The sequence below is a fragment of the Streptomyces sp. NPDC057002 genome (assembly GCF_042673825.1).
In the GTDB taxonomy this organism is placed as follows: Bacteria; Actinomycetota; Actinomycetes; order Streptomycetales; family Streptomycetaceae; genus Streptomyces.
Genome location: NZ_JBHURZ010000005.1, coordinates 834,129 through 857,930, shown reverse-complemented (window position 1 = coordinate 857,930; position 23,802 = coordinate 834,129). Strand labels below are relative to the sequence as shown.

Annotated in this window: 25 protein-coding genes and 1 tRNA gene; 18 read left to right on the top strand and 8 right to left on the bottom strand. The window is 70.5% G+C overall.

Features of this window, described 5'->3' with window-relative positions; translation table 11 throughout:
• Positions 1–119: 119 nt before the first annotated feature.
• Positions 120–1,568 carry a tetratricopeptide repeat protein gene (locus tag ACFT32_RS28085; RefSeq protein WP_382494608.1) on the bottom strand — a complete coding sequence of 483 codons (1,449 nt, stop codon included), beginning with the start codon at positions 1,566–1,568 and terminating at the stop codon, positions 120–122.
• A 92-nt stretch (positions 1,569–1,660) separates the two neighbouring features.
• Here ACFT32_RS28085 and ACFT32_RS28080 point away from each other — a divergent pair, with 92 nt between their 5' ends.
• Positions 1,661–3,076 (top strand): FAD-binding oxidoreductase, encoded by a 1,416-nt coding sequence (locus ACFT32_RS28080; RefSeq protein ID WP_382494605.1) that lies wholly within the window; start codon positions 1,661–1,663, stop codon positions 3,074–3,076.
• 11 nt (positions 3,077–3,087) lie between these two features.
• Here the strand turns inward: ACFT32_RS28080 and ACFT32_RS28075 are convergent, their stop codons facing one another.
• Positions 3,088–3,498, bottom strand: coding sequence for an SsgA family sporulation/cell division regulator (locus ACFT32_RS28075; protein WP_382494602.1), 411 nt, complete (start codon positions 3,496–3,498; stop codon positions 3,088–3,090).
• 233 nt (positions 3,499–3,731) lie between these two features.
• Between ACFT32_RS28075 and ACFT32_RS28070 the strand changes: the two genes are divergently transcribed.
• Entirely contained in the window at positions 3,732–5,351 is a 1,620-nt protein-coding gene (locus tag ACFT32_RS28070) for an RDD family protein (protein ID WP_382494600.1), read from the top strand.
• Between the two features lie 78 nt (positions 5,352–5,429).
• Complete coding sequence (locus ACFT32_RS28065) at positions 5,430–6,098, top strand: RDD family protein (protein ID WP_382494597.1); 669 nt, start codon at positions 5,430–5,432, stop codon at positions 6,096–6,098.
• Between the two features lie 23 nt (positions 6,099–6,121).
• Here ACFT32_RS28065 and ACFT32_RS28060 read toward each other — a convergent pair whose 3' ends face one another.
• On the bottom strand, positions 6,122–6,400 hold the full coding sequence (locus ACFT32_RS28060; protein ID WP_382494594.1) for a hypothetical protein: 279 nt from the start codon (positions 6,398–6,400) through the stop codon (positions 6,122–6,124).
• 410 nt (positions 6,401–6,810) lie between these two features.
• Here ACFT32_RS28060 and ACFT32_RS28055 point away from each other — a divergent pair, with 410 nt between their 5' ends.
• Positions 6,811–9,168 carry an immune inhibitor A domain-containing protein gene (locus tag ACFT32_RS28055; protein WP_382494591.1) on the top strand — a complete coding sequence of 786 codons (2,358 nt, stop codon included), beginning with the start codon at positions 6,811–6,813 and terminating at the stop codon, positions 9,166–9,168.
• A gap of 122 nt (positions 9,169–9,290) precedes the next feature.
• Entirely contained in the window at positions 9,291–9,632 is a 342-nt protein-coding gene (locus tag ACFT32_RS28050) for a hypothetical protein (RefSeq protein ID WP_382494589.1), read from the top strand.
• 555 nt (positions 9,633–10,187) lie between these two features.
• Here ACFT32_RS28050 and ACFT32_RS28045 read toward each other — a convergent pair.
• Positions 10,188–10,778, bottom strand: a complete 591-nt coding sequence (locus ACFT32_RS28045) for an isochorismatase family protein (RefSeq protein WP_382494586.1) — start codon at positions 10,776–10,778, stop codon at positions 10,188–10,190.
• Between the two features lie 115 nt (positions 10,779–10,893).
• A complete protein-coding gene (locus ACFT32_RS28040) occupies positions 10,894–12,240 on the bottom strand; it encodes a nicotinate phosphoribosyltransferase (RefSeq protein WP_382494584.1) in 1,347 nt (448 codons plus the stop codon).
• A 115-nt stretch (positions 12,241–12,355) separates the two neighbouring features.
• On the opposite strand from ACFT32_RS28040, the gene clpS reads away from it, so the two are divergent.
• The 7 genes from clpS (at position 12,356) to ACFT32_RS28005 (ending at position 17,197) form a co-directional block, all read left to right on the top strand.
• Positions 12,356–12,664, top strand: a complete 309-nt coding sequence (clpS, locus tag ACFT32_RS28035; protein WP_382494581.1) for an ATP-dependent Clp protease adapter ClpS — start codon at positions 12,356–12,358, stop codon at positions 12,662–12,664.
• Positions 12,665–12,696: 32 nt separating this feature from the next.
• On the top strand, positions 12,697–13,305 hold the full coding sequence (locus tag ACFT32_RS28030; RefSeq protein ID WP_382494579.1) for a DUF2017 domain-containing protein: 609 nt from the start codon (positions 12,697–12,699) through the stop codon (positions 13,303–13,305).
• Positions 13,306–13,669: 364 nt separating this feature from the next.
• Positions 13,670–15,094 carry an amino acid permease gene (locus ACFT32_RS28025; protein WP_382494576.1) on the top strand — a complete coding sequence of 475 codons (1,425 nt, stop codon included), beginning with the start codon at positions 13,670–13,672 and terminating at the stop codon, positions 15,092–15,094.
• Positions 15,095–15,228: 134 nt separating this feature from the next.
• Entirely contained in the window at positions 15,229–15,651 is a 423-nt protein-coding gene (locus ACFT32_RS28020) for a Mov34/MPN/PAD-1 family protein (RefSeq protein ID WP_382494575.1), read from the top strand.
• 98 nt (positions 15,652–15,749) lie between these two features.
• Positions 15,750–15,845, top strand: coding sequence for a putative leader peptide (locus ACFT32_RS28015; RefSeq protein WP_311125941.1), 96 nt, complete (start codon positions 15,750–15,752; stop codon positions 15,843–15,845).
• 116 nt (positions 15,846–15,961) lie between these two features.
• Positions 15,962–16,240, top strand: a complete 279-nt coding sequence (locus ACFT32_RS28010) for a MoaD/ThiS family protein (RefSeq protein ID WP_184593209.1) — start codon at positions 15,962–15,964, stop codon at positions 16,238–16,240.
• A gap of 6 nt (positions 16,241–16,246) precedes the next feature.
• The gene (locus ACFT32_RS28005) at positions 16,247–17,197 is read left to right on the top strand and encodes a PLP-dependent cysteine synthase family protein (protein WP_382494572.1); all 951 of its coding nucleotides are present in this window, start codon (positions 16,247–16,249) and stop codon (positions 17,195–17,197) included.
• Positions 17,198–17,249: 52 nt separating this feature from the next.
• Here ACFT32_RS28005 and ACFT32_RS28000 read toward each other — a convergent pair whose 3' ends face one another.
• Positions 17,250–17,690: a type II toxin-antitoxin system PemK/MazF family toxin gene (locus tag ACFT32_RS28000; RefSeq protein WP_382494569.1), complete on the bottom strand. Its 441-nt coding sequence runs from the start codon at positions 17,688–17,690 to the stop codon at positions 17,250–17,252.
• 214 nt (positions 17,691–17,904) lie between these two features.
• Between ACFT32_RS28000 and ACFT32_RS27995 the strand changes: the two genes are divergently transcribed.
• On the top strand, positions 17,905–18,657 hold the full coding sequence (locus tag ACFT32_RS27995; RefSeq protein WP_382494566.1) for an MBL fold metallo-hydrolase: 753 nt from the start codon (positions 17,905–17,907) through the stop codon (positions 18,655–18,657).
• An 88-nt stretch (positions 18,658–18,745) separates the two neighbouring features.
• On the opposite strand, the gene ACFT32_RS27990 is transcribed toward ACFT32_RS27995, so the two are convergent.
• A complete protein-coding gene (locus tag ACFT32_RS27990) occupies positions 18,746–20,008 on the bottom strand; it encodes a PTS transporter subunit EIIC (RefSeq protein WP_189723937.1) in 1,263 nt (420 codons plus the stop codon).
• A gap of 262 nt (positions 20,009–20,270) precedes the next feature.
• Between ACFT32_RS27990 and ACFT32_RS27985 the strand changes: the two genes are divergently transcribed.
• The 4 genes from ACFT32_RS27985 to rdgB all read left to right on the top strand — a co-directional run bounded on the left by ACFT32_RS27985 (position 20,271) and on the right by rdgB (position 22,596).
• Positions 20,271–20,504, top strand: a complete 234-nt coding sequence (locus ACFT32_RS27985) for a glucose PTS transporter subunit EIIB (protein WP_189723936.1) — start codon at positions 20,271–20,273, stop codon at positions 20,502–20,504.
• Positions 20,505–20,596: 92 nt separating this feature from the next.
• Entirely contained in the window at positions 20,597–21,334 is a 738-nt protein-coding gene (gene rph, locus ACFT32_RS27980; RefSeq protein ID WP_382494562.1) for a ribonuclease PH, read from the top strand.
• Between the two features lie 142 nt (positions 21,335–21,476).
• A complete protein-coding gene (locus ACFT32_RS27975; protein ID WP_184593195.1) occupies positions 21,477–21,875 on the top strand; it encodes a hypothetical protein in 399 nt (132 codons plus the stop codon).
• A 118-nt stretch (positions 21,876–21,993) separates the two neighbouring features.
• Positions 21,994–22,596, top strand: a complete 603-nt coding sequence (gene rdgB / locus ACFT32_RS27970) for an RdgB/HAM1 family non-canonical purine NTP pyrophosphatase (protein ID WP_382494559.1) — start codon at positions 21,994–21,996, stop codon at positions 22,594–22,596.
• Between the two features lie 42 nt (positions 22,597–22,638).
• Here rdgB and ACFT32_RS27965 read toward each other — a convergent pair.
• Positions 22,639–22,722 (bottom strand) — tRNA-Leu (locus tag ACFT32_RS27965).
• A 508-nt stretch (positions 22,723–23,230) separates the two neighbouring features.
• On the opposite strand from ACFT32_RS27965, the gene ACFT32_RS27960 reads away from it, so the two are divergent.
• Positions 23,231–23,680: a hypothetical protein gene (locus ACFT32_RS27960; RefSeq protein ID WP_382494556.1), complete on the top strand. Its 450-nt coding sequence runs from the start codon at positions 23,231–23,233 to the stop codon at positions 23,678–23,680.
• Positions 23,681–23,802 lie beyond the last annotated feature (122 nt).

Below are 23,802 nucleotides of genomic sequence, written 5' to 3'. Positions count from 1 at the left end.
CGCCGGCGAGGCCGCCGGCGCGCCCGCCGCGTCCGAGCCCGGGCTCCGCACCGGCCCCCGGGCTCCGCACCGGCCCCGGGCTCCGCACCGGCCCCCGGGCTCCGCACCGGCCCCCGGGCTCAGTCCCCGTCCATCACGGGCACCTCCGTGTCCGGCGGCTCCCCCAGCGCTTCCCGCGCCGCTCGCGCCGTGGGCGCGTACAACGGCGAGAAGTGCGGGTTGATCCGCAGCGCCTCCGCGAGGTGCCGCCGCGCAGGGCCGTACCGCTCCAGCTCCCGCTCGATCATGCCGCGGTGGTACATGTACAACGCGCTGCGCACCCCGCCCGAGTGCTTCTCCTCCGTCGCCCGCAGCGCGAACACCAGCGCCTCCTCGTGCTCCCCGGCCCGGTGCAGCGCCCACCCCAGCGCGTCGGCCACCGCCGTCCCGGGCTGCCGTCGCCACTCCTCCCGCAACCGCCGTACCGCGGCCTCCGCATCGCCGTGGTCCGCCTCGAACTGCCCCAGCACCAGCTCCTCGTCGGCCCCGGCCGCGGTCGCCCCGCGCACCCCCTCCCGCAGCAGGTCGTACTGCACCCGGGCCGCGTCCGCCATCCCCAGCGACTCGTACAACTCGCCCAGCTCCAGGGCGTACTGCGGGCACGGCTGCTTGGCGAGGGCCACCCGGTAGGCGTTCAGCGCCTCCGTCGTCCGGCCCAGGGCCGCCAGCGCCCGGCCCTGCCCGGCCTGCGCGGCCCGCTGGTCCGGGTCGAGACGCACCGCCTCCTGGAAGTGCCGCAGCGCGTCCTCGCGGTCCCCGCGCTCCCAGGCCAGCTGCCCGGCCCGCTCCAGATAGGCCGCTCGCTCGGCCGGGGCCTGCGCGCCCGCCGCCGCGTCCGCAAGCGAGGCCGCCGCGTCCTCCCGCCGGCCGCGGTCCCGGTAGACGGCGGCGGCCCGTGCCAGCACGGCGGGCCCGGAGCGCAGCTCCGTCAGCCGCTCCAGCATCCGCTCGGCCGCCTGGTGCTCGCCCAGTCCGGTGTAGGCGTCGATGAGCGGCGGATACGTCGTCCAGCGCCGCGGCTGGAGCTTCAGCGCCGCCTCACCCCACTGGCGCGCGGCGGGAAAGTCCCGGCGGGCGTTGGCCAGCGCGGCGAGAGCGCTCAGGGCACGGGTGTTCCGCTTCGGCCGCGTCTTCAGCGACGTACGCAGCGCCTTCTCCGCACGCGGGTAGTAGGCCGGGTCCGCCAGCCGCCGCCCCTGCTCCACATAGGCGGCACCGAGCACCGCCCAGGACCGCGCGTCCTTCGGGTGCGTCCGCACCCGCTTCTCCCGCTCGTCGATCAGCTCCGCAAGGCCGGGCAGCGCGGCCGGCACCCCGCCGGACACCGCCGCCATGGCCTGCGCTCCCGGAGACGGCGGAGCCGGCGGGGCGGGCCGGTCCCACGGCAGCAGCACCAGCACCCCGCCGAGCACGGCACATCCCGCGACGGAGCCGATCAGCACGTGCCGACCACGCACCCGACGACGGCGAAAGGGGCTCTTCGAACTCCTGCTCTCCTGTCGCTCCGGGCCCTCCTGATGGTTCTCCATGGCGCTCACTGTGCGTCAGTACGACGACCACACCCGGGCAGGCGAAGGGTGCCGCAGACGGGGTTCACACCGATGGCCCCGGGTGCGAACCTGTGATCATGAGCCGTATCGAAGCGCGCAGCCCCGAGGACGCCGAGACGACCGGCGACCTGGTCGACCTCCTGCTCGACGGCCTCCCCGCGGAGGCGGTCCTCACCGACTCCGACGTCACGGCCTCCTACGCCAACGACATGGCGAGCTTCTGCCCGGCCGGCACCCCGGCCGTGGTGGTGCTGCCCCGCACGGTCGAGCAGGTCCAGCACGTCATGCGCACCGCCACCGCGCTGCGCGTCCCGGTCGTCCCGCAGGGCGCCCGCACCGGACTGTCAGGCGCCGCGAACGCCTCCGACGGCTGCGTCGTGCTCTCCCTGACGAAGATGGACCGGATCCTGGAGATCAACCCGGTCGACCGCATCGCCGTCGTCGAACCCGGAGTGATCAACGCCGCCCTGTCCCGGGCCGTCGGCGAACACGGCCTGTACTACCCGCCGGACCCCTCCAGCTGGGAGATGTGCACCATCGGCGGCAACATCGGCACGGCCTCGGGCGGCCTGTGCTGTGTGAAGTACGGCGTGACCGCCGAGTACGTCCTCGGCCTCGACGTGGTGCTGGCCGACGGACGGCTCATGTCCACCGGCCGCCGCACCGCCAAGGGCGTCGCCGGGTACGACCTCACCCGGCTGTTCGTCGGCTCCGAGGGCTCGCTCGGCATCGTCGTACGGGCCGTCCTCGGGCTGCGCCCCAAGCCGCCCGAGCAGCTGGTGCTGGCCGCCGAGTTCTCCTCGGCGGCCGCCGCCTGCGACGCCGTGTGCCGCGTCATGGAGGGCGGCCACGTCCCGTCACTCCTCGAACTCATGGACCGTACGACGGTCAAGGCCGTCAACGACCTGGCGCAGATGGGCCTCCCCGAGAGCACGGAAGCGCTGCTCCTGGCCGCCTTCGACACCACCGCCCCGGCCGCCGACCTCGCCGCCGTCGGCGCGCTGTGCGAGGCCGCCGGCGCCACCCAGGTCGTACCGGCCGACGACGTGGCCGAGTCCGAATTGCTGCTCCAGGCGCGGCGGCTGTCGCTCACCGCGCTGGAGGCCGTCAAGGGCGTGACGATGATCGACGACGTGTGCGTGCCCCGCTCCCGGCTCGCCGAGATGCTCGAAGGGGTCGACCGGATCGCCGAGAAGTACCGGCTCACCATCGGGGTCGTCGCCCATGCGGGCGACGGCAACACCCACCCGACCGTGTGCTTCGACGCGGCGGACCCCGACGAGTCCCGGCGCGCCCGCGAGTCCTTCGACGAGATCATGGCCCTCGGCCTGGAACTCGGCGGCACCATCACCGGCGAGCACGGCGTCGGCGTTTTGAAGAAGGAGTGGCTGGCGCGCGAGATCGGTCCTGTCGGGCTGGAGATGCAGCGGGCCGTCAAGCAGGCCTTCGACCCGCTGGGCATCCTCAACCCGGGCAAGCTGTTCTGACCCGCCCGCTGTCACTGGGCGAGCAACTCGGCCAGCCCGTCGTCGATGCCGAGCTGCTCGCCCTCCGTCCCCGGCGGGACCACCCGCAGGGTGCGCTCCAGCCAGGCCGACACCGGGGCCGTCGGCGCCTCCAGCAGGGCGGCCCCGTCGGGTGAACTCAACGCCATGAGGACGACGCCGCGCCCGTCGGCCCGGGTCGGCCAGACCCGCACGTCCCCCTGCCCGCACGGCCGGAACACACCCTCCACCAGCAGCTCCCGGGCGAACGTCCAGTGCACGGGGTGCTCGGAGGTGACATGGAAGGTGACGTGGACGGCGTACGGGTCGTCGGTGCGGTACCCGAGCAGGGCCGGAACCGGGATCCAGCGTTCCGGCGACAGGACGAGCTTCAGCTCCAGTTCGCGTTCCACCACGGTGCGCATGGCGGTGTCCCTTCTCCTGATGGTGGCCCCGAGGGCCGGTTGGGAGGAGAGAGCGGGCGGGGGCGGGAGCATTACGCGGGTTCCGGAAATCTTTTCCGACGAGGGGCTCTCGGCGCGTAGCACATCGGTGCTCGAATGGGGTGGGTCCGGTGGGAGCGGCAGTGGGGCTTGCGCTCGTCTGATAGATGTGGAGGCCCCCAGTTGACCCCCGAGCAGATACGGGACCGACGGACATGAGCGCCCCTACCCCGGCCCCCGGTGACGACAGGCCCCGCGAGGGGTATTACCCGGACCCGTCCATTCCCGGATATGTCCGGTACTGGAACGGTGCCTCCTGGGTGCCGGGCACCAGCCGTCCGGCGCCCAAGGACGGCGAGACGCTCGCGCCGCCGCCCGGTGCGGGGTCCGGCTCCGCCGCCGCGGTCGAGGAGACCGGCCCGCACTTCTTCGACGAGGACCCGGCCGCGGACCCCGTCCAGGAGCCGTCCGCCGCCGACGCCCAGCACGGCAGCCGTCCCGAACCCGCGTCCGCCTGGGGCGCCGACCGCTCCCGCCAGTCCGGCTTCGGCGGCGACCAGGACCGCCGTGTCTCGTGGGGCGCGCCGCAGGGTGCACAAGGGGCCGCCGCCGCGCAGGGATCCGACCCGAGGGTGCCGCACGCCGACCCCGGGCCCGACGGCGACTCCGCCGGCCAGGAGGCGGACGCCGCGTCCGCCGGCGGCACGTTCGTCTTCCGCCGCCCGACGAAGTCCGGCGAGTCCGGGGGAGGGGCGTCGCCGTCCGCCGACGCTCCCGACGAGGGCACCATGACGTTCCGCGCGGTCTCACCGCGCCAGGGCACGGGGACCCCGGCCGCCTCCGACGGCAATGCGGGAGCCGGCGGCTTCGGGCCGGCCGGCAGCGGCTCGCCGGGTGCCGGTGGCTTCGGTCCTGCCGGCAGTGGCCCGGCGGGACCCGCGTTCGGCGGTCAGCCCGGCTCGGCCGGGTCCGGTGGCAACCCGGCCGGACCCGCCTTCGGCGCGCAGCCCGGTGCGGCCGGTTCCGGAGCAAACGGAGCGGGACCCGGCTTCGGCGCCGGCAAGGCGGCCGCCGCCCGGGCCGCCGCGCAGGCCGGTGCCGGGGCGGTCGGCGCCCAGTCCTCCGCGGCCGCCCCGACGGCGCTGTCCGGGCCCCAGGCGACCCCCACCGTTCCCCCGCAGTCCGGCGGACCCCAGCCGGGAGGCACCCCCCTCAGCGCGGGCCCCGGCGGCGGTCAGTCGTCCTGGGCCCAGCAGGTGCACCGGCTCGCCGGAACCGGTGACGAGCAGCCCGTCGCGCCCTGGAAGCCGCCGACCGAGGACCTGTTCCAGGCCGCCGCCCGGCGCCAGGCGGCGGCCCGCCCCGCCGGACTCGGCAAGCGCCTGGCCGCCCGGCTGCTGGACACGGTCGTCCTCCTGGGCGTCAGCGCCGCGGCCGCCGTGCCGCTCGGCACCATGGCCATCGACCACGTCAACGAGAAGATCGACGCGGCCAAGCTCTCCGGCGAGACCGTCACGGTCTGGCTGCTCGACGGCACGACGTCGGTCTACCTCGGCATCATCGTGGCCGTCCTGCTGCTCGTCGGTGTCGTCTCCGAGGTGCTGCCCACCGCCAAGTGGGGCCGCACCCTCGGCAAGAAGCTGATGGGGCTCGAGGTGCGGGACATCGAGGGCCACGAGGCCCCGGACTTCGGCTCCGCCCTGCGCCGCTGGCTGGTCTACAGCGTGCCCGGGCTCCTCGTCGTCGGGATCGTCGGCGTCGCCTGGTGCCTCTTCGACAAGCCGTGGCGCCAGTGCTGGCACGACAAGGCCGCCCACACCTTCGTGGCGGGCTGAGCGGCAGCACGTCTGTCCCGTACCTCGGACGGCCGTCTGCCGGATGCGGAGGCGGGGGGTTCGCGGTCGACTCGGGCCATGAGCAGTGAACCGCCCCCCGGCTCCGGGCAGCAGCCCCCGGACGACGACCCGTTCAGGAAGCAGCCCCCGAACGAGCCGCCCGGAGAGGGTGCGGGTTCGCCCTACGGCGGCGAACCCCCGCCGTACCAGGGCGGCGGGCCGTCCGGTGGCCCCGGGGGCGGTCCCTACGGCGGAGACCCGTACGGCGGCGGCTCCTACCCCACCGACCCCCTCGCCGGGATGCCCCCGCTCGCCGACAGCGGCAAACGCACGCTCGCCCGCATCCTCGACATGATCCTGGTGGGTGCCGTCGTCTGGCTGATCACCTGGGGCTTCGACGTCAACGAGTACGACGTGGACAGCGACCGCATCGAGGTCGGCAAGTCCTTCTGGCAGTCGGGGGTCGCCGCCGTCCTCTACATCGCCTACGACACCGTCCTGACCGCCAGGACCGGCCAGACCCTCGGCAAGAGGCTGCTGCACATGCGCGTGGCCAACCTCGACAACGGCGACACGCCCTCCGTGCAGAACTCGCTGATGCGTGCCGCGGTGCTGTGGATCCCGTTCGCCTTCTGCTGCGCCTGTGTCTGGACCGCGATCTGCGGCGGCTGGAGCTTCTTCGACCGGCCCTACAAGCAGGGCCTGCACGACAAGGCGGCCAAGACGGTCGTGGTCAGCACCGGTTGAGAGCCGGAGGGATCAGCGGGCGGTCAGGAGGCCGCCCGCTCGCGCACCGGCTCCGGGGCCGGTGCCGGCGCGGGTACCGAGGCCCGCAGGGGCTCGGCGGGGGCGGGCTGTTCCACCGCGGTCCGGCGTTTGCCGGGCAGTGGCACCGTCATGGCGACCAGCAGCCCGAGGGCGAGCGCCGCGAGGGCGATGATCGCGATTCCCGGACCCGAACTCGTCTGGGACAGCAGCAGCATGGCGAGGGTCGAGAAGATCACGGTGCACGAACCGTAGGCGAGCTGTGCGGCAGTCGGACGGGGCATGGCCATCATGTCCTCGAAAGTGGGGTCCACGGGGGTGTCGGCCTGGCTTTCCGCCGCTTACCCAGCGTTCCGCCAAGTGACATTCTCACGGGCAGGGTGCCCGAGCGGAACGGCCGGTAAGCGTGACCTAATCAACAGGTCCGGAGCACAGGGGGCGCACGGGGTCATGACGTCCAAGGAGTGGACATATGCGCGCGCCTGCTGCCAGGTGGGCATGCGGTTGGTTGTCCGCAAAACGAACGTGGACTCCGCATAGTGCACTTGACTTGTCCAAGTCAAGGTCTGTCTTTTCTGCTTAACCTCTAGTCAAATGTCGTCACTTGACTACACGCGTTGATCACGCGCGCGCGGACCTTGACACGACCAGGCCCCCTTCCTTCCGCGCGCCCGGACGCGGGGGAGGAACTCAAGTGACCAGTAGACCCTGGACGTTCAGAGCGGCCGCCATCGGTGTGGCGCTCGCGGCGGCCACCGCCACCGTCTCCACCTATGCGGTGGCGCAGGCCGACGACGCCTCCGCTCCCCGGCCCACCACCGTGGACCGGCACGACCCGGCGGAGAAGCACGACGAGCACAACCTCGACGGCCCCCTGAGCAAGACCCAGGAGGCCCAGCGCCAGGAGGCCCTGAACCAGGTCATATCCGGCAAGTCCACGGTCAAGAACCGTGAGGGCTCCAAGGTCGTCCAGCTCAAGAGCAAGAAGGGCGACAGCAAGTACGTCGAGCTCGGCCGCGAGAAGACCGACAAGATCTTTACGATCCTGGTCGAGTTCGGCGACCAGATCGACAGCAAGTACGGCGGCACCCCGGGCCCGCTGCACAACAAGATAGCCAAGCCGGACCGCAAGAAGGACAACTCCACGGCCTGGCGGGCGGACTACAACCAGAAGTACTTCGAGGACCTCTACTTCGGCACCGGCAAGAACACCGAGTCGGTCAAGAAGTACTACGAGAAGCAGTCCTCCGGCCGCTACTCGGTCGAGGGCGAGGTCTCCGACTGGGTCAAGGTCCCCTACAACGAGGCCCGTTACGGCAACAACGCCTGCGGCGACACCAACTGCCCGAGCGTGTGGAACGTCGTCAGCGACGGTCTGAACGCGTGGGTCGCCCAGCAGAAGGCGGCCGGCAAGACCGACGCCGAGATCAAGGCGGACGTCAAGAAGTACGACCAATGGGACCGCTACGACTTCGACGGCGACGGCGACTTCAACGAGTCCGACGGCTACATCGACCACTTCCAGGTCGTGCACGCCGGTGAGGACGAGTCCGCCGGCGGCGGCGCGCAGGGCACCGACGCGATCTGGGCCCACCGCTGGTACGCCTTCGGCACCGACGCCGGCGCCACCGGCCCCGCGGACAACAAGCTCGGCGGCGCCAAGATCGGCGACACCGGCATCTGGGTCGGCGACTACACCGTCCAGCCGGAGAACGGCGGACTCGGCGTCTACGCCCACGAGTACGGCCACGACCTCGGCCTGCCGGACCACTACGACACCACCGGCGGCGGCGACAACTCCACCGGCTTCTGGACCCTGATGTCCTCCGGCTCCTGGCTCGGCACCGGCAAGAACGAGATCGGTGACCTGCCCGGCGACATGACCGCCTGGGACAAGCTCCAGCTGGGCTGGCTCAAGTACGACACCGCGAAGGCCGCGACGAACTCGTGGCACAAGCTGGGTGTCGCCGAGTACAACACGAAGCACAAGCAGGGCCTCGTGGTGGAGCTGCCCAAGAAGGCCGTCACCACCGAGCTGGTCACCCCGGCCCAGGGCGCCACCCAGTGGTGGAGCGGCAGCGGCAACGACCTCAAGAACACGCTGACCCGGTCCGTCGACCTGACCGGCAAGAAGTCGGCGTCGCTGACCCTCGACGGCTGGTACGAGATCGAGGCCAACTACGACTACCTCTACGCCGAGGTCTCGACCGACGGCGGCGCCAACTGGACCGCCCTGGACGGCACGGTGGACGGTCAGCCGATCCCGCGTGACGGCAGCGACAAGCCGGCGCTGACCGGCACGGTCGACGCGTACAAGAAGCTGGCGTTCCCGCTGGACGCCTACGCGGGCAAGAAGATCGACCTGCGCTTCCGCTACCAGACCGACGGCGGCCTGGCGATGAAGGGCTTCGCGGGCGACCGCATCACCGTCACCGCCGACGGTGCCGCCGTCTTCTCCGACGACGCCGAGTCCGCGGACGCGGCCTGGACGGCGAAGGGCTTCTCCCGCATGGGCGCGTCCTTCACCAAGGACTACGCGCAGTACTACATCGCCGAGAACCGCCAGTACGTGTCGTACGACAAGACCCTCAAGGTCGGCCCGTACAACTTCGGCTTCTCCACGACCCGTCCGGACTGGGTGGAGCACTACCCGTACCAGAACGGTCTGTTGATCTGGAAGTGGGACACCTCCCAGGCGGACAACAACACCAGCGTCCACCCGGGCACGGGTCTGCTGCTGCCCATCGACTCGCACCCGAAGGCCATGAAGTGGTCCGACGGCTCGCTGATGCGCAACCGGATCCAGGCCTACGACTCGCCCTTCAGCCTCTACGGCACGGACGGCATCAAGCTGCACAACGCGGATGTCGCGACGCGCATCCCGGGGTCGAAGGGGGTGCCGGTCTTCAACGACCGGAAGAACACCTACTACGACGAGACGAACAAGACCGGCGGCGTCAAGATCACTGACACCAACACGAAGATCAAGATCATCAAGGAGGCGAAGGACGGCTCGACGATCGAGCTCGAGGTCGCCCCCGCAGCGAAGTAAAACGCGTTTCCCCAGCTCAGAGCATGATCGGCGGTGACCCCCTGGCGGGTCACCGCCGATCCGTGTTTAGGTGCGTCCTGTGGTTCTCTTATTGACACCGACCGACACGGGGGGATGACCGCATGGCCGCAGGAGGCTTCTGCAAGCTGCCGAACGGCACGGTGGTGGTGGCACTGAATCTGCCCAGCCCCGCCGCCGACGGCCCCGGCTCCGTCCGTGTGCTCGTCCACTCGGCCAACCGCGCCCGAGCCCTGACCAGGCTCCGCAATCTGGGCCTGCGGGCGGTCTACCTGCGGGGCAACGCCGCGCCGCCGACCCCCGACGAGGTCACGGCGGTCCTCCACCACCCCGACGGGCTCATATGGCGCACGGCCCCTGACAACGGTGTCCTGACCCCGGACCTCACCACGGAACTGTGGCGCCCGATCAGATCCCTCCTGAGACGCCCGACAGCCCAGACCTGACACCGGACGCCCCCTGGGAGCGGGCCCACACCCGCCGCCCCCCCCGCAGACCGGGCCTCTGGCCGCCCGCCGGCTGGGCGTGATCGGGCCGCTGCTGCGCCCGGGGCCGGTACTGCGGGGCTGCGGCTCGGCCCGCCCGGGGCTGCAGGGCGTCTGGCGGCTCGCCGATCCCTGCCGGATGGGCCCTGCCCGGTGGCCTGTCCCGTGACAGGCCCGGGCCGATGCGAGCGCTGCTGCCCGGCCCGAACCGAATGCGCCCCCCCCGGGCCAGGGCCCTCGCCGGGAGCCTCCCCGCCGCCGTCCAGCCTGGTTGCGGAATCCCCGCGCCTGGCTGTCCGCGCGCCGGGACGTGCCCGTAGTGGCCCGGGCAGGCGCTGGGGCGTATCCCACCCGGGCCTGTCCGTGTTTCCCGGCGGTCGTCGAGGCCGCCCGCAACGGGGCCCCGGCCGAGGGGGATCATCCCGCGCCGGCCCGAACAACCGGGTACGCCCCGCTCTGCCGCCCGGCAGACAACGCCCACGGCCCGCCCAGGCCCGGGGCCTGCTCAGCCGCTCCCTACTGGACGACCGGCTTCCCGGACAGCTCCACGCCCGCCTCGCGCAGCTCCTCCAGGGCTCGCTCGGTGGTCTCCTGGGAGACGCCTGCCGTGAGGTCCAGGAGGACCTGGGTGCGGAAGCCCTCCCGGGCCGCGTCCAGGGCCGTGGCGCGGACGCAGTGGTCCGTGGCGATGCCGACCACGTCCACCTCGGTCACCTCGCGGGAGCGGAGCCAGTCGGCCAGGTTCGTGCCGTTCTCGTCCGCCCCCTCGAAACCGCTGTACGCCGCCGAGTACGCCCCCTTGTCGAACACGGCATCGATCGAGCCGGAGGCGACCGCGGGGGCGAAGTTGGGGTGGAAGCCGACGCCCTCCGTGCCCGCGATGCAGTGCGCGGGCCAGGAGTGGACGTAGTCCGGGTTCGTGGAGAAGTGGCCGCCGGGAGCGATGTGGTGGTCGCGGGTGGCCACGACGTGCTGGTAGCCGGACCCGGCCGCCTGCCCGATCAGCTCCGTGACGGCGGCAGCCACATCGGCACCGCCGGCCACCGCGAGGCTGCCCCCCTCGCAGAAGTCGTTCTGCACGTCTACGACGATCAAGGCGCGGCGCATGGTCGGTGTCCTTCGGCTATGAGGTCGGCAAGCCCGGCCGGTGAACTTCCGAGCCTATTGACAGAGGGGACGACGGCGGGAGGGGTACGGGTCGGCGCATCGCGGCACACCGCAATTAGCTACCCGAGGCGCCGTGCGCGTACTCCGTGGGAAGGACGGGCTCCCCGCGCGAGAGCTGCGTGGCCGACATCGGGAGCCCCGCGCGCGCCGCCGTGTGCCGCTCGCGCGCCGCGTCCAGCGGCTCGCGCGCCACCACCTCGCCCCCCTTGACCAGCTCCACCAGCAGCTGCCGGTCCGCCAGCCCGGGCGGCACCGGCCCCGTGCCGATCACCTCGGCCTCGGCGACCCCGTACGCGTCCAGCCGCCGCGCGGCCCACTTGCGCCCGCCCACCGACGTCTTGCCCCCGGTCGACTTCTTCGCCACCGGCACCAGCGGTGCCTTCGGGCCGGTGGACTCGGCCCGTGCGACCAGCTTGTAGACCATCGAGGACGTCGGATGCCCGGAGCCGGTCACCAGCTGCGTGCCGACGCCGTACGCGTCCACCGGTGCCGCCGCCAGCGAGGCGATCGCGTACTCGTCCAGGTCCGAGGTCACGACGATCCTCGTGCCGGTCGCCCCCAGCTCGTCCAGCTGCTGCCGCACCCGGTGCGCCACCAGCAGCAGATCGCCGGAGTCGATCCGTACGGCCCCAAGGTCGGTGCCGGCGACCTCCACGGCCGTGCGGACCGCCTCGGCGACGTCGTAGGTGTCGACGAGCAGGGTCGTGCCCCGGCCCAGGGTGTTCACCTGGGCCTGGAAGGCGTCCCGCTCGCTGTCGTGCAGCAGGGTGAAGGCGTGCGCGGAGGTGCCGACGGTCGGGATGCCGTAGCGGAACCCGGCGGCCAGGTCCGAGGTGGTCGCGAAGCCGCCGACGTACGCGGCCCGGGAGGCCGCCACCGCCGCCAGCTCGTGCGTGCGCCGGGCGCCCATCTCGATCAGCGGCCGGCCACCGGCGGCCGCCGACATCCGCGAGGCCGCCGCGGCGATCGCCGAGTCGTGGTTGAGGATCGAGAGGATCACCGTCTCCAGCATCACGCACTCGGCGAAGGTGCCCTCGACCCGCATGATCGGCGAGCCCGGGAAATACACCTCGCCCTCGGGGTAGCCCCAGATGTCCCCGCTGAAGCGGTAGCCGGCGAGCCATTCGAGGGTCTGCTCGTCCACGATCTGCCGCTCGCGCAGGAAGCCGAGGACGTCCGGGTCGAAGCGGAAGTTCTCCACCGCGTCCAGCACCCGGCCGGTGCCCGCCACGACGCCGTAGCGGCGCCCGTTCGGCAGCCGCCGGGTGAAGACCTCGAACACGCTCCGCCGCTCGGCCGTGCCCGCCTCGAGCGCGGCCCGAAGCATCGTCAGCTCGTACTGGTCCGTGAAGAGCGCCGTCGAGGGAACATCCACCGGCAGCCCAAGGTCCGCTGTGTTCATGAACGCGATCGTACCCCCATTTCGTCAATCTGACGATTGCGCCTCCGGGTGACGCGATCGCCTTGCTTCCAGGCCCGTTTGTGCGACTACCCCCCTCGGGTGGCAGCATGGGCATGTGACGTCACCCGCACCCCTGGAGATCGAACGCACCGAGTCGGCGGAGGAGGTCTTCGCCGTCCCCGAGCCGGACGTCCCCTGGGTCACCATCGTCCACAACGACCCGGTCAACCTCATGAGCTATGTGACGTACGTCTTCCAGACGTATTTCGGCTACTCCAAGGACAAAGCCACCAAGCTCATGATGGACGTCCACCACAAGGGCCGGGCGGTCGTCTCCAGCGGCAGCCGCGAGGAGATGGAGCGCGACGTGCAGGCCATGCACGGCTACGGCCTGTGGGCCACTCTCCAGCAGGACCGCAAGTAGCCAGCAGCCCGCCCAGCAGCGAAAAGGCGTTCATGCCCGGAACCTTCGAACCGCTTCCCGGCGGCGGCGCGGCCGTCGCCCTCGACGATGTCGAGATCTCCATCATCCGGTCGCTGGCCGTCCAGCTCCTGGAGCTCATCGGCCCCGGCCCCGCTGAGGACACCCCCGACGACCCGCTCGCCGAGCTGTTCGCGGAGGGCCCGAGCGAGCCGCCCGCCGACCCGGTGCTCAAGCGGCTCTTCCCGGATGCCTACAGCGACCCCGAGCAGCCCTCCTCGCCCCGCGACGCCGAGGAGCAGCGGGCCTACTCCTCCGAGTTCCGCCGCTACACCGAGAACGACCTGCGGGCCGGCAAGCGGGACAGCGCCCTCGCGGTGATCCGCTCCCTGGACGCGCTCTCCTCGGCCTCGGCCGGTGAGGGCGGGGCCGTGCTGAAGCTGTCGCCGGAGGAGTCCCAGCAGTGGCTGGGCGCCCTGAACGATCTGCGGCTCGCGATCGGCTCGCGGCTGGAAATCACCGACGAGGAGGACAGCGACCTCCTCTATCGCCTCCCGGACGAGGACCCGCGCAAGCCGATGGTGATGGCCTATCTGTGGCTGGGTGGACTCCAGGAGACGCTGGTCGGAACGCTTATGCCCTGATCAGTGCAGGTCTTGTGACCGACGGGTGACTGATCGGTGTTCGCTCAGAGGACACTCAAATCCGGATAACGATCGCGTCACCGCACCCGCCTTCTATGCCGTCTTCGGCTGCGCTTTGTCCGGTTCTCCCTGTGCGGTGCGTCACAAATCAGCCATGTGATCAATGTTGCGGCCGTGATAAATCTTCACGACCGCCCGGCCGACACCACCCGAATGTCCGGCCGGGTGCGCCACCGAGCCGACAACCGTCGGCCAGGCACGAGCGGCCTTCCGAGGCCGGCTCAGCTCCATCATTCCGGGGGGATCGAGACCCGATCCGAGGCCGACGCAGGCCCGGGTCGGCATGGAGAAAGGCGCACCACACATGACCTCTGCGCAGGTCGACACGGAAAACGTCCCCGAAGAGGGCTACGAGCGCGGACTCGGCAGTCGCCAGGTCCAGATGATCGCCATCGGCGGCGCCATCGGCGTCGGCCTGTTCATGGGTGCCGGAGCGAACATCGCCAAGGCCGGCCCCAGCATCATCCTCATGTACGCCCTCGCGGGCGTCGTCATCTTCTTCATCATGCGGGCGCTGGGCGAGCTGCTCCTCTACCGGCCCGTCTCCGGCTCCTTCGCCGAGTACGCCCGCGAGTTCCTCGGCCCGTTCTTCGGGTTCGTCACGGGCTGGACGTACTGGCTCATGTGGGTGGTCACCGGCATGGCCGAGCTCACGGCCGCCGCGATCTACATCCACTTCTGGTTCCCGGAGATCCCGCAGTGGGTCAGCGCCCTGGCCTTCCTGGTGGTGCTCTTCGGCGTCAACCTGATCTCCGTCAAGATCTTCGGCGAGGTCGAGTTCTGGTTCTCGATGATCAAGGTCACGGCCATCATCGGCATGATCGTCATCGGCCTCGGCGTGCTCACCCTCGGCTTCTCCGACGCCGGTGACACCGCCACCGTCTCCAACCTCTGGTCGCACGACGGCTTCTTCCCGAACGGCATCGGCTCCAGCCTGATGACGCTCCAGGGCGTCATGTTCGCCTACCTCGCCGTCGAGCTCGTCGGCGTCACCGCGGGCGAGTCCGAGAACCCCGAGAAGACCCTGCCCAAGGCCATCAACACGCTGCCCTGGCGCATCATCGTCTTCTACGTCGGCGCGCTGCTGGTGATCCTCTCCGTCGTCAAGTGGACCGAGTTCTCCGCCGGCGAGAGCCCCTTCGTCCACGCCTTCGGCAAGATCGGCATCCCGCTCGCCGCGGGCATCGTCAACTTCGTGGTGCTCACCGCGGCCCTGTCGTCCTGCAACTCGGGCATGTACTCGACCGGCCGGATGCTGCGCGACCTCGCGTCCAACAGCGAGGCCCCGCAGGCCTTCGGCAAGCTCAACGCCCGCAAGACGCCCGCCGTCGGCATCTCGGTCTCCGTGGCGCTCATGGGCATCGGCGTGGTCCTGAACTACGTCGTCCCGGAGAAGGCGTTCCTCTACGTCACCTCCGTGGCCACCGCGGCGGGCATCTGGACCTGGATGATGATCCTCGTCAGCCACATCCGCTACCGCGCCGCGGTCGACGCGGGCCGGCTGCGCGCCTCGTCCTTCCCCGCCCCCGGCGGGGCGCTGTTCAGCTGGGTCGCGCTCCTCTTCCTCATCGGCGTGACCTTCATGATCGCGTACGACAAGGACGCACGGGTCTGCCTGTACGTCGCGGCCGGCTGGGCCGTCGCCCTCGGCGTCGGCTGGGCGATCCTCAAGAGCCGCAACCCGCAGATCGCCGAGCGCCGCGACCCGGAGTTCGAAAAGATCGGCTGACATCCCGCCCAGGACGCCCAGCGGCGGGGAGTACTCGTGGCACTCCCCGCCGCTGCCGCTCAGGGCGTCCGGCATATGGGCCGTTCCGTACCAACCCTCGGTACGGAACGGCCCTTCTGCTTATCCTGACCAGCATGCTGACCCTCACCCAGGCCCTCGTCGACCAGATCGTCGCCCATGCGCGCAAGGACCACCCCGACGAGGCGTGCGGCGTGGTCGCGGGCCCGGCGGGCTCGGACCGTCCCGAGCGCTTCATCCCGATGCTGAACGCCGCCATGTCGCCCACGTTCTACGAGTTCGACTCCGGCGATCTGCTCAAGCTCTACCGCGAGATGGACGACCGCGACGAGGAGCCGGTGGTCATCTACCACTCCCACACCGCGACCGAGGCCTACCCCTCCCGCACCGACATCTCCTACGCGAACGAGCCGGGCGCCCACTACGTCCTCGTCTCCACCGCCGACACCGACGGGGCCGGCGAGTTCCAGTTCCGCTCGTTCCGTATCGTCGAGGGCGAGGTCACGGAGGAAGAGGTCCAGGTCGTCGAGGCGTACTGAGCGGCCCTGAGCAGTGCGGTCTCACTCCCCGGCCGGGAACCGTCCGCGATGTGGGATCACATTCCAGTACCCGGACCGGGAATCGATACGATGACCCCATGGTTTTCCACGACGTGAGCGACAAGACGCCGGGCGAGCTGCTCGTGGCGCGGCTGCACGTCGACCTGTGCAGGCTCGCCAGCGCCATCTGTTGACGCGGGTCCCTGCCGCCGTACGGCCGTGAGCCGCGGCGCCGCACACAAGCACCACCCCGCTGTTCCTGCGCTGCCGCGCGCCCCGACCGACTACTCCCGACAGGAGCCCTGAAGCCATGGCCATCGAGGTCCGCATCCCGACCATCCTCCGCACGTACACCGACGGTCAGAAGGCGGTGGAGGCCAGCGGTGACACCCTCGCCGAGCTGTTCACCGACCTCGAGACGCGGCACGCCGGCATCCAGGCCCGCATCGTCGACGGCGACCAGCTGCGCCGCTTCGTCAACGTGTACCTGAACGACGAGGACGTCCGCTTCCTCGACGGCATCAACACCAAGCTGTCGGACGGCGACAACGTCACGATCCTGCCGGCCGTGGCCGGCGGCATGGTCTGATCACCGATGCGCTACGACTCACCCCTGGCCGCGGTAGGCAACACCCCCCTGGTGCGCCTGCCGCGGCTGTCGCCGTCCTCCGACGTCCGTATCTGGGCGAAGCTGGAGGACCGCAACCCGACCGGCTCGGTCAAGGACCGTCCGGCCCTGCACATGATCGAACAGGCGGAGAAGGACGGCCGCCTGACCCCGGGCTGCACCATCCTGGAGCCCACGTCGGGCAACACCGGCATCTCGCTGGCCATGGCGGCGAAGCTCAAGGGCTACCGCATCGTCTGCGTGATGCCGGAGAACACCTCCCAGGAACGCCGGGACCTGCTGGCCATGTGGGGCGCCGAGATCATCTCCTCCCCGGCCGCGGGCGGCTCCAACACCGCCGTGCGCGTCGCCAAGGAAATCTCGGCCGAGCACCCGGACTGGGTGATGCTCTACCAGTACGGCAACCCGGACAACGCGGGCGCCCACTACGCGACGACGGGCCCGGAGATCCTCGCCGACCTGCCCTCCGTCACCCACTTCGTGGCGGGCCTCGGCACCACGGGCACGCTCATGGGCGTGGGCCGCTTCCTGCGCGAGAACAAGCCGGACGTCCAGATCGTCGCGGCCGAACCGCGCTACGACGACCTGGTCTACGGCCTGCGCAACCTCGACGAGGGCTTCGTCCCCGAGCTGTACGACGCGTCCGTCCTCACCAGCCGCTTCTCCGTCGGCTCGGCCGACGCGGTCACCCGTACCCGGGAGTTGCTCCAGCAGGAGGGCATCTTCGCCGGCGTCTCGACGGGAGCCGCGCTGCACGCCGCGCTCGGCGTGGGCCGCAAGGCCGTGAAGGCCGGTGAGCAGGCCGACATCGTCTTCGTCGTCGCGGACGGCGGCTGGAAGTACCTGTCGACGGGCGTCTACACGGCGGCCACGACGGAGGAGGCCATCGACACGCTCCAGGGCCAGCTCTGGGCGTAGCGCACACCGACAGGAAGGGCTGGAGCCAACGCGCTCCGGCCCTTCTCGCGTCTCACCCCGCCAGGTACCGCACCCGGTCCCACAGCGCCGGATCCACCACCCCGACCCGGCGCCGGAAGCCCCACACCGGGACCTCCCGCAGCTCGTCCGTCTCCAGGAAGCTCGCACGGCCCCTGGCGTCACCGACCGAACCCGGCGGCAGCGGGATGACCCCGCCCCGCTCGTGCCGGAACCGTGTGGTGATCTTCGCGACGGTCGCCCGCTCCCCGCGCACCGCCAGCACCAGACACGGCCGGTCCTTCGTCCGCGCCTCGTCCTCGTAGGGCACGTCCGCCCACCAGATCTCCGCGGGCTGCGGCAGACCCGCCACCGCGGTGGCCGGTGCCGCCCGCCTGCCCCGCCGCGACGACCGGCGCCCCCAGCCGTCGACGAGCGTGGCGACGAGCGCGAGCAGTACCACCGCGGCGAGCGCCAGCCACCAGGACGTGTCCATACTGAGACGTTACCGGCGCCATCCCTCCGATGCGCCCTCCCTCACAAGGATCACGCCCCGCCCTGCCGCCCGAACCGGTGACACCACAGGTGAGTTCGCCCACAACAGCCCTTGGCGGAGGAGCTACCGGAGGTTTTGCGCCTTACGCTCGACAAACCGCACGACCCCCTACGCCCCTTACACAGACTTTCCCGCCAGCGGAGGTTTCTGCTTCATGAAGCTCACCGTCGTCGGCTGCTCGGGGTCGTTCCCGTCCGCGGAATCGGCCTGCTCGAGCTACCTCGTCGAGGCCGACGGCTTCCGGCTGCTTCTCGACATGGGCAACGGTGCCCTGGGCGAGCTGCAGCGCCACTGCGGTCTCTACGACCTCGACGCGATCTTCCTCAGCCATCTGCACGCCGACCACTGCATCGACATGTGCGCGTACTTCGTCGCGCGCTACTACCGCCACGACGGCGGCCGCTGCGACCCGCTCCCGGTCTACGGACCCGAGGGCACGGAAAACCGGCTGACCACCGCCTACGCGGACACCCCCTCCGCCTCCTCCATGAGCGAGGTCTTCGACTTCCACACGGTCAAGCCGTCCACCTTCGAGATCGGCCCCTTCACGGTCCACACCGAGCGGGTGGCCCACCCCGTGGAGGCGTACGGCATCCGCATCGAACACGACGGCAAGGTGCTGACGTACTCCGGCGACACGGGCATCAGCCCGGCCCTGGACGAACTCGCCCGGGACGCCGACCTGTTCCTGTGCGAGGCGGCGTTCACGCACGGCAAGGAGAACATCCCCGACCTGCACCTCAACGGCCGCGAAGCCGGTGAGACGGCCGCCCGGGCAGGCGCCCGGCACCTCGTCCTCACCCACATCCCGCCGTGGACGGACCCCCAGGTCAATGTCGTCGACGCCCGCGCGGTCTACGACGGACCGGTGGACCTCGCGGCACCGAGGCAGACGTACGAGGTATGACGTACGAGGTATGACGTACGAAGTCTGAGGTCTACGCGCGCAAAGGCCCCGGAACCAGGCGGTTCCGGGGCCTTCGTCGTGCCGTGTGCTACTTGGCCTCCGCCTTCTGCAGCTCGGCGAGTTCCTCGTCGGACTCGCGGCCCGGTGTCGGCAGGTTGAACTTGGTGATCGCGAAGCGGAAGACCACGTAGTAGACCGCCGCGAAGCACAGGCCCACCAGGGCCAGGCCCCACGGGTTGGTCGCGATGCCCAGGTTCAGGAAGTAGTCCACCGCGCCGGCCGAGAAGCCGAAGCCGTCCTTCATCCCCAGCGCCCAGGTCAGCGCCATCGAGACACCCGTGAGCACGGCGTGGATCGCGTACAGCACCGGGGCGATGAACATGAACGTGAACTCGATCGGCTCGGTGACACCGGTGACGAACGAGGTCAGCGCGAGCGAGAACATCATGCCGCCGACGACCTTGCGGCGCTCGGGCCGGGCGCAGTGCACGATGGCGAGGCAGGCGGCCGGCAGGGCGAACATCATGATCGGGAAGAAGCCGGTCATGAACTGCCCGGCGCTCGGGTCGCCCGCCAGGAACCGGGCGATGTCGCCGCTCTTGCCCTCGTACGTGCCGGCCTGGAACCAGGGGAAGGAGTTCAGCAGGTGGTGCATGCCGATCGGGATCAGCGCACGGTTGGCGACACCGAAGATGCCCGCGCCCACGGCTCCGGAGCCGACCAGCCACTCGCCGAAGTTGTGCAGCGCCGTGCCGAGGACCGGCCAGATGTAACCGAAGACGATGCCGATGACCAGGCCCGCGAAGGCGGACAGGATCGGAACCATGCGGCGACCGCCGAAGAAGCCCGCCCAGTCCGGCAGCTTGGTGCGGTAGAAGCGCTGGTAGAGCAGCGCGACCACGAGGCCCATCACCACACCGCCGAGCACCTTGGCGTCCACCGGCGCGTCCACCATGACGACCTTGCCGTCGACGGCCGTCGCCACCTGGGGCAGGTTGGGGTCGGTGAAGGTCGCGAGCACGTTCTTGAAGACGAGGTAGCCGACCACGGCCGCCAGGGCGGTGGAGCCGTCCGACTTCTTGGCGAAGCCGATCGCGATGCCCACGGCGAACAGCAGCGCCATGTTGTCCAGGATCGCGTTGCCGCCGGCGGCCATGAAGCCCGCGATCTTGGTGATGAAGGCGGGGAACGACTCCCGCCCCAGCATGTCGGTGTTGCCGAGGCGGACCAGGAGGGCGGCGGCCGGCAGCACGGCGACGGGCAGCATGAGGCTGCGTCCGATGCGCTGCAGGACCGCCATCACCGCAGTCCCCTTCTTCGGGCTCGCGGGCGCGGCAGTGTCTGTGGACATGAACTTCCTCCATGGGGCACGGCGCCGCCCAGGAAGAGTTCGACGGGGGACGGCGGCGTCTCAAAAGGGGAGCGCGGACTCCGCCGCGCGACCTCCACCAATCAGTGGTGTAGACCAGTTGTAGCACGGTAGGCCGAACGAGTGGAACCCGCCAATTCCGCTCGATTCGACGATCACGCCTCGGTGCTTTGTCGAGAGGCGGACTTGTGGTGTAGACAACTGGACTACTGCGACCAAGCGGTTCGGATCAGGGAGAACAGAGATGGCCAGCAAGGCTGAGAAGATCGTTGCCGGGCTCGGCGGCATCGACAACATCGAAGAGGTCGAGGGCTGCATCACCCGCCTGCGGACCGAGGTCGTCGACCCCGCCAAGGTCGACGAGGCCGCCCTGAAGGCCGCCGGCGCCCACGGCGTCGTCAAGATGGGCACCGCGATCCAGGTCGTCATCGGCACCGACGCCGACCCCATCGCCGCGGAGATCGAAGACCTCATGTGAAGAGCCGGCATCGTCCCCGGCTTCACACCCTGAACGGGTCCCTCACCACCGCGGGAGGGGCCCCTTCCGCTCGTACGGCTAGGCTCAGCGGCATGTCTCGAATCGACGGCCGCACCCCCCAGCAGCTCCGCCCGATCACCATCGAACGTGGCTGGAGCAAGCACGCCGAAGGCTCCGTCCTCGTCTCCTTCGGCGACACCAAGGTCTTCTGCACCGCCTCCGTCACCGAAGGCGTCCCGCGCTGGCGCAAGGGCAGCGGCGAAGGCTGGGTCACCGCCGAATACTCCATGCTGCCCCGCTCCACCAACACCCGCGGCGACCGGGAATCCGTCAGGGGCCGCATCGGCGGCCGCACCCACGAGATCTCCCGCCTCATCGGCCGCTCGCTGCGCGCCGTCATCGACTACAAGGCACTCGGCGAGAACACCATCGTCCTCGACTGCGACGTCCTCCAGGCCGACGGCGGCACGCGCACGGCGGCCATCACCGGCGCCTACGTGGCACTGGCCGACGCCGTCGCCTGGGCCCAGCGCAAGAAGCTCATCAAGGCCGGCCGCCAGCCCCTCACCGGCACCGTCTCCGCCGTCTCCGTCGGCATCGTCGGCGGCGTCCCCCTCCTCGACCTCTGCTACGAGGAAGACGTCAAGGCCGACACCGACATGAACGTCGTCTGCACCGGCGACGGCCGCTTCGTCGAGGTCCAGGGCACCGCCGAGGCCGAGCCCTTCGCCCGCGACGAACTCAACGCCCTCCTCGACCTCGCCGTCGCCGGCTGCACGGAACTCACCGCCCACCAGCGCACCGCGCTTGATAGCGTCCTCGAAAAGTAAAGGACGCACCAAGGCAGATGCTCGGCACGGGCAACCGCGCCGAGCATGCTCGCGTCTGAAGAGGTACGGGCGCACGGCTCATCCCTGTGCGCTCGGCCAGCCACACGGGCCGAACGGCCCGACCGACGAGAGGGACCGTTCCATGGCCGCGAGCCGCCGACGCCGCACCGCAGCCGTCGCCGCCACCCTGGCGGCCGTCGCGCTGACCGCCGGACTCACCACCGGCTGCGCCGCCGTCGACAAGGCGCTGGACTGCGTCCAGACCGCCGACGCCATCGCCGACAGCGTCACGGAACTCCAGCAGGCCGTGGACAACGCGGCCAACGACCCGACGCAGCTCGACAAGTCCCTCGACTCCATCGACAAGAACCTCGGCGAGATCGGCGACAAGACCGACAACACGGACGTCAACAAGGCCGTGGACGATCTCAACAAGGCCGTGGACAACGTCCGTACGTCGGTCAAGAACGGCGACGAGACCCCCGACATCAGCCCGGTCACGGACGCGGCGGGCGAACTGACGAAGGTCTGCACGCCGTAACGCTGCGCCGGCTGGGCCGGGCCTTTCATGTGCCGGGTTTCTGTGGTGTGCCGACTGCGGGTGCGTGGGGGCTGATCGCGCAGTTCCCCGCGCCCCTATGGGGGCGATACTGGGGGCCATGACCCGCCTGATCCTCGCCACTCGCAATGCCGGAAAGATCACCGAACTCAGGGCGATCCTCGCCGAAGCCGGCCTGCCTCACGACCTGGTCGGTGCCGACGCCTACCCGGACATCCCCGACGTCAAGGAAACCGGCGTCACCTTCGCCGAGAACGCGTTGTTGAAGGCCCACGCCCTGGCCCAGGCCACCGGCATCCCGGCCGTCGCCGACGACTCGGGCCTGTGCGTCGATGTCCTCAACGGCGCCCCGGGCATCTTCTCCGCCCGCTGGTCCGGCCGGCACGGCGACGACAAGGCCAACCTGGACCTGCTCCTCGCCCAGCTGTCCGACATCGCCGACGACCACCGCGCCGCCCACTTCGCCTGCGCGGCGGCCCTCGCCCTGCCCGACGGCACGGAGCGCGTGGTCGAGGGTCAGCTACGGGGAGTGCTGCGCCACGAGCCGACCGGCACCGGGGGCTTCGGCTACGACCCGATCCTCCAGCCGGAGGGCGAGACCCGCACCTGCGCGGAACTGACTGCCCAGGAGAAGAACGCGATCAGCCACCGGGGCAAGGCGTTTCGGGCACTGGTGCCGGTGGTGCGGGAGCTGCTGGGCTGAGGACCAAGGGAGGGGCCGCCCGAGCAGGGCGGCCCCTCTGTGTGCGGCGGAAGGGATTCGAACCCTCAAGCCCGGTCAGGGGCCACAGGACCTAAACCTGCTGCGTCGCCGTTGCGCCACCGCCGCCAGCCGCCTGTCATCGTACCGGGAGCCGCTCGCCGGCTTCGGCTTCCCCATTGATGTGATCGACCGCCATGCCCGCCCTGCGGTAACTGTCCATTGCCGATGGACAGTTGGGTCAGAGGAGCCGGGCACTTACCAGCAGCTGAAAGCTCTTGCAAGGCGGGTTGGCCGAAACGCTTCGGTCGCTGTCGCTGGAGGCGGTGCGGCAGGAGATCTGGGCCGCCTGCCACGGTAGCTCCTCCGCGAAGATTTGCCCGCTCGTCGAGCAGGCCGTCGCCACCCGCGTGGCCTGGAGGTTCCTTCGCGACCGCAGTGCCCGACCACCCGGATCACCGCCTCCGTGAAGGCCGTCCACACCCTGCACCTGGTCACCTCAGATCGGCGATCAAAGGCACAAGATTTTTACGTCACATTGACTTAAAGATCATCTGTTCGATAGCTTCCACGCCTCGCCTGATGTGGACAGGCCTCATGGGGGGGCCGCATCGGGTGGGAGATTCGGAGTTCCCGCATGTCGGGCAGATCCTCCAAGCGCGTATCCGCCGTGGTCGCGATGGCGTCAGCCTTCACCCTCGCGTTGTCCTCTGGTGCCTGGGCCAACTGGTCGAGCAGTATCAGCGGGTGGACGGACGGCGGCGGGAGCAACGGGAAGTCCCGCTACTGGGCGGACGAGAGCTACTCGGAGATCATCTTCAAGGGTTGCACCGTGCAGGGCGGCAGCAAGACCACCGGGGTCGAGCTGTGGGACTACGACGCCCTGTCGTCCAACGACTTCTACGGTGAGAAGACCTTCACCAACTGCTTCAACGGCACGTCCTACGCGAGCCGGGGCGAGTACAACGGCCTGCCGCAGGAGTCGGACTACTTCTTCCAGCTCGACAACGTCGGCGGCGGAAGCAACGCCTGCTGCCTCCTGTGGGCGACCTACGCGGGAGTCGACACCACTCTCGCCGATTCCTGATCAGTGTTCTGCAGCGTGGTGGGGGCGGCCCGGCCCCGGCCCCCCCCCCCCCGTAGGCGCCCCCCCCCGAGCCCAACAAAGCACAACCCCCCACCCCCCCCAGGGCACCCGCGGCCGCGGGG

What these genes read in the sequence shown, in the direction of transcription:
- ACFT32_RS28085 (WP_382494608.1), bottom strand. Translation starts at nt 1,568, where the DNA reads ATGGAGAACCATCAGGAGGGCCCGGAGCGACAGGAGAGCAGGAGTTCG.
- ACFT32_RS28075 (WP_382494602.1), bottom strand. Translation starts at nt 3,498, where the DNA reads ATGCGCACCGTGGTGGAACGCGAACTGGAGCTGAAGCTCGTCCTGTCG.
- ACFT32_RS28070 (WP_382494600.1), top strand. Translation starts at nt 3,732, where the DNA reads ATGAGCGCCCCTACCCCGGCCCCCGGTGACGACAGGCCCCGCGAGGGG.
- ACFT32_RS28065 (WP_382494597.1), top strand. Translation starts at nt 5,430, where the DNA reads ATGAGCAGTGAACCGCCCCCCGGCTCCGGGCAGCAGCCCCCGGACGAC.
- ACFT32_RS28060 (WP_382494594.1), bottom strand. Translation starts at nt 6,400, where the DNA reads ATGCCCCGTCCGACTGCCGCACAGCTCGCCTACGGTTCGTGCACCGTG.
- ACFT32_RS28050 (WP_382494589.1), top strand. Translation starts at nt 9,291, where the DNA reads ATGGCCGCAGGAGGCTTCTGCAAGCTGCCGAACGGCACGGTGGTGGTG.
- ACFT32_RS28045 (WP_382494586.1), bottom strand. Translation starts at nt 10,778, where the DNA reads ATGCGCCGCGCCTTGATCGTCGTAGACGTGCAGAACGACTTCTGCGAG.
- ACFT32_RS28040 (WP_382494584.1), bottom strand. Translation starts at nt 12,240, where the DNA reads ATGAACACAGCGGACCTTGGGCTGCCGGTGGATGTTCCCTCGACGGCG.
- ACFT32_RS28030 (WP_382494579.1), top strand. Translation starts at nt 12,697, where the DNA reads ATGCCCGGAACCTTCGAACCGCTTCCCGGCGGCGGCGCGGCCGTCGCC.
- ACFT32_RS28025 (WP_382494576.1), top strand. Translation starts at nt 13,670, where the DNA reads ATGACCTCTGCGCAGGTCGACACGGAAAACGTCCCCGAAGAGGGCTAC.
- ACFT32_RS28020 (WP_382494575.1), top strand. Translation starts at nt 15,229, where the DNA reads ATGCTGACCCTCACCCAGGCCCTCGTCGACCAGATCGTCGCCCATGCG.
- ACFT32_RS28015 (WP_311125941.1), top strand. Translation starts at nt 15,750, where the DNA reads ATGGTTTTCCACGACGTGAGCGACAAGACGCCGGGCGAGCTGCTCGTG.
- ACFT32_RS28010 (WP_184593209.1), top strand. Translation starts at nt 15,962, where the DNA reads ATGGCCATCGAGGTCCGCATCCCGACCATCCTCCGCACGTACACCGAC.
- ACFT32_RS28005 (WP_382494572.1), top strand. Translation starts at nt 16,247, where the DNA reads ATGCGCTACGACTCACCCCTGGCCGCGGTAGGCAACACCCCCCTGGTG.
- ACFT32_RS28000 (WP_382494569.1), bottom strand. Translation starts at nt 17,690, where the DNA reads ATGGACACGTCCTGGTGGCTGGCGCTCGCCGCGGTGGTACTGCTCGCG.
- ACFT32_RS27995 (WP_382494566.1), top strand. Translation starts at nt 17,905, where the DNA reads ATGAAGCTCACCGTCGTCGGCTGCTCGGGGTCGTTCCCGTCCGCGGAA.
- ACFT32_RS27990 (WP_189723937.1), bottom strand. Translation starts at nt 20,008, where the DNA reads ATGTCCACAGACACTGCCGCGCCCGCGAGCCCGAAGAAGGGGACTGCG.
- ACFT32_RS27985 (WP_189723936.1), top strand. Translation starts at nt 20,271, where the DNA reads ATGGCCAGCAAGGCTGAGAAGATCGTTGCCGGGCTCGGCGGCATCGAC.
- rph (WP_382494562.1), top strand. Translation starts at nt 20,597, where the DNA reads ATGTCTCGAATCGACGGCCGCACCCCCCAGCAGCTCCGCCCGATCACC.
- ACFT32_RS27975 (WP_184593195.1), top strand. Translation starts at nt 21,477, where the DNA reads ATGGCCGCGAGCCGCCGACGCCGCACCGCAGCCGTCGCCGCCACCCTG.
- rdgB (WP_382494559.1), top strand. Translation starts at nt 21,994, where the DNA reads ATGACCCGCCTGATCCTCGCCACTCGCAATGCCGGAAAGATCACCGAA.
- ACFT32_RS27960 (WP_382494556.1), top strand. Translation starts at nt 23,231, where the DNA reads ATGTCGGGCAGATCCTCCAAGCGCGTATCCGCCGTGGTCGCGATGGCG.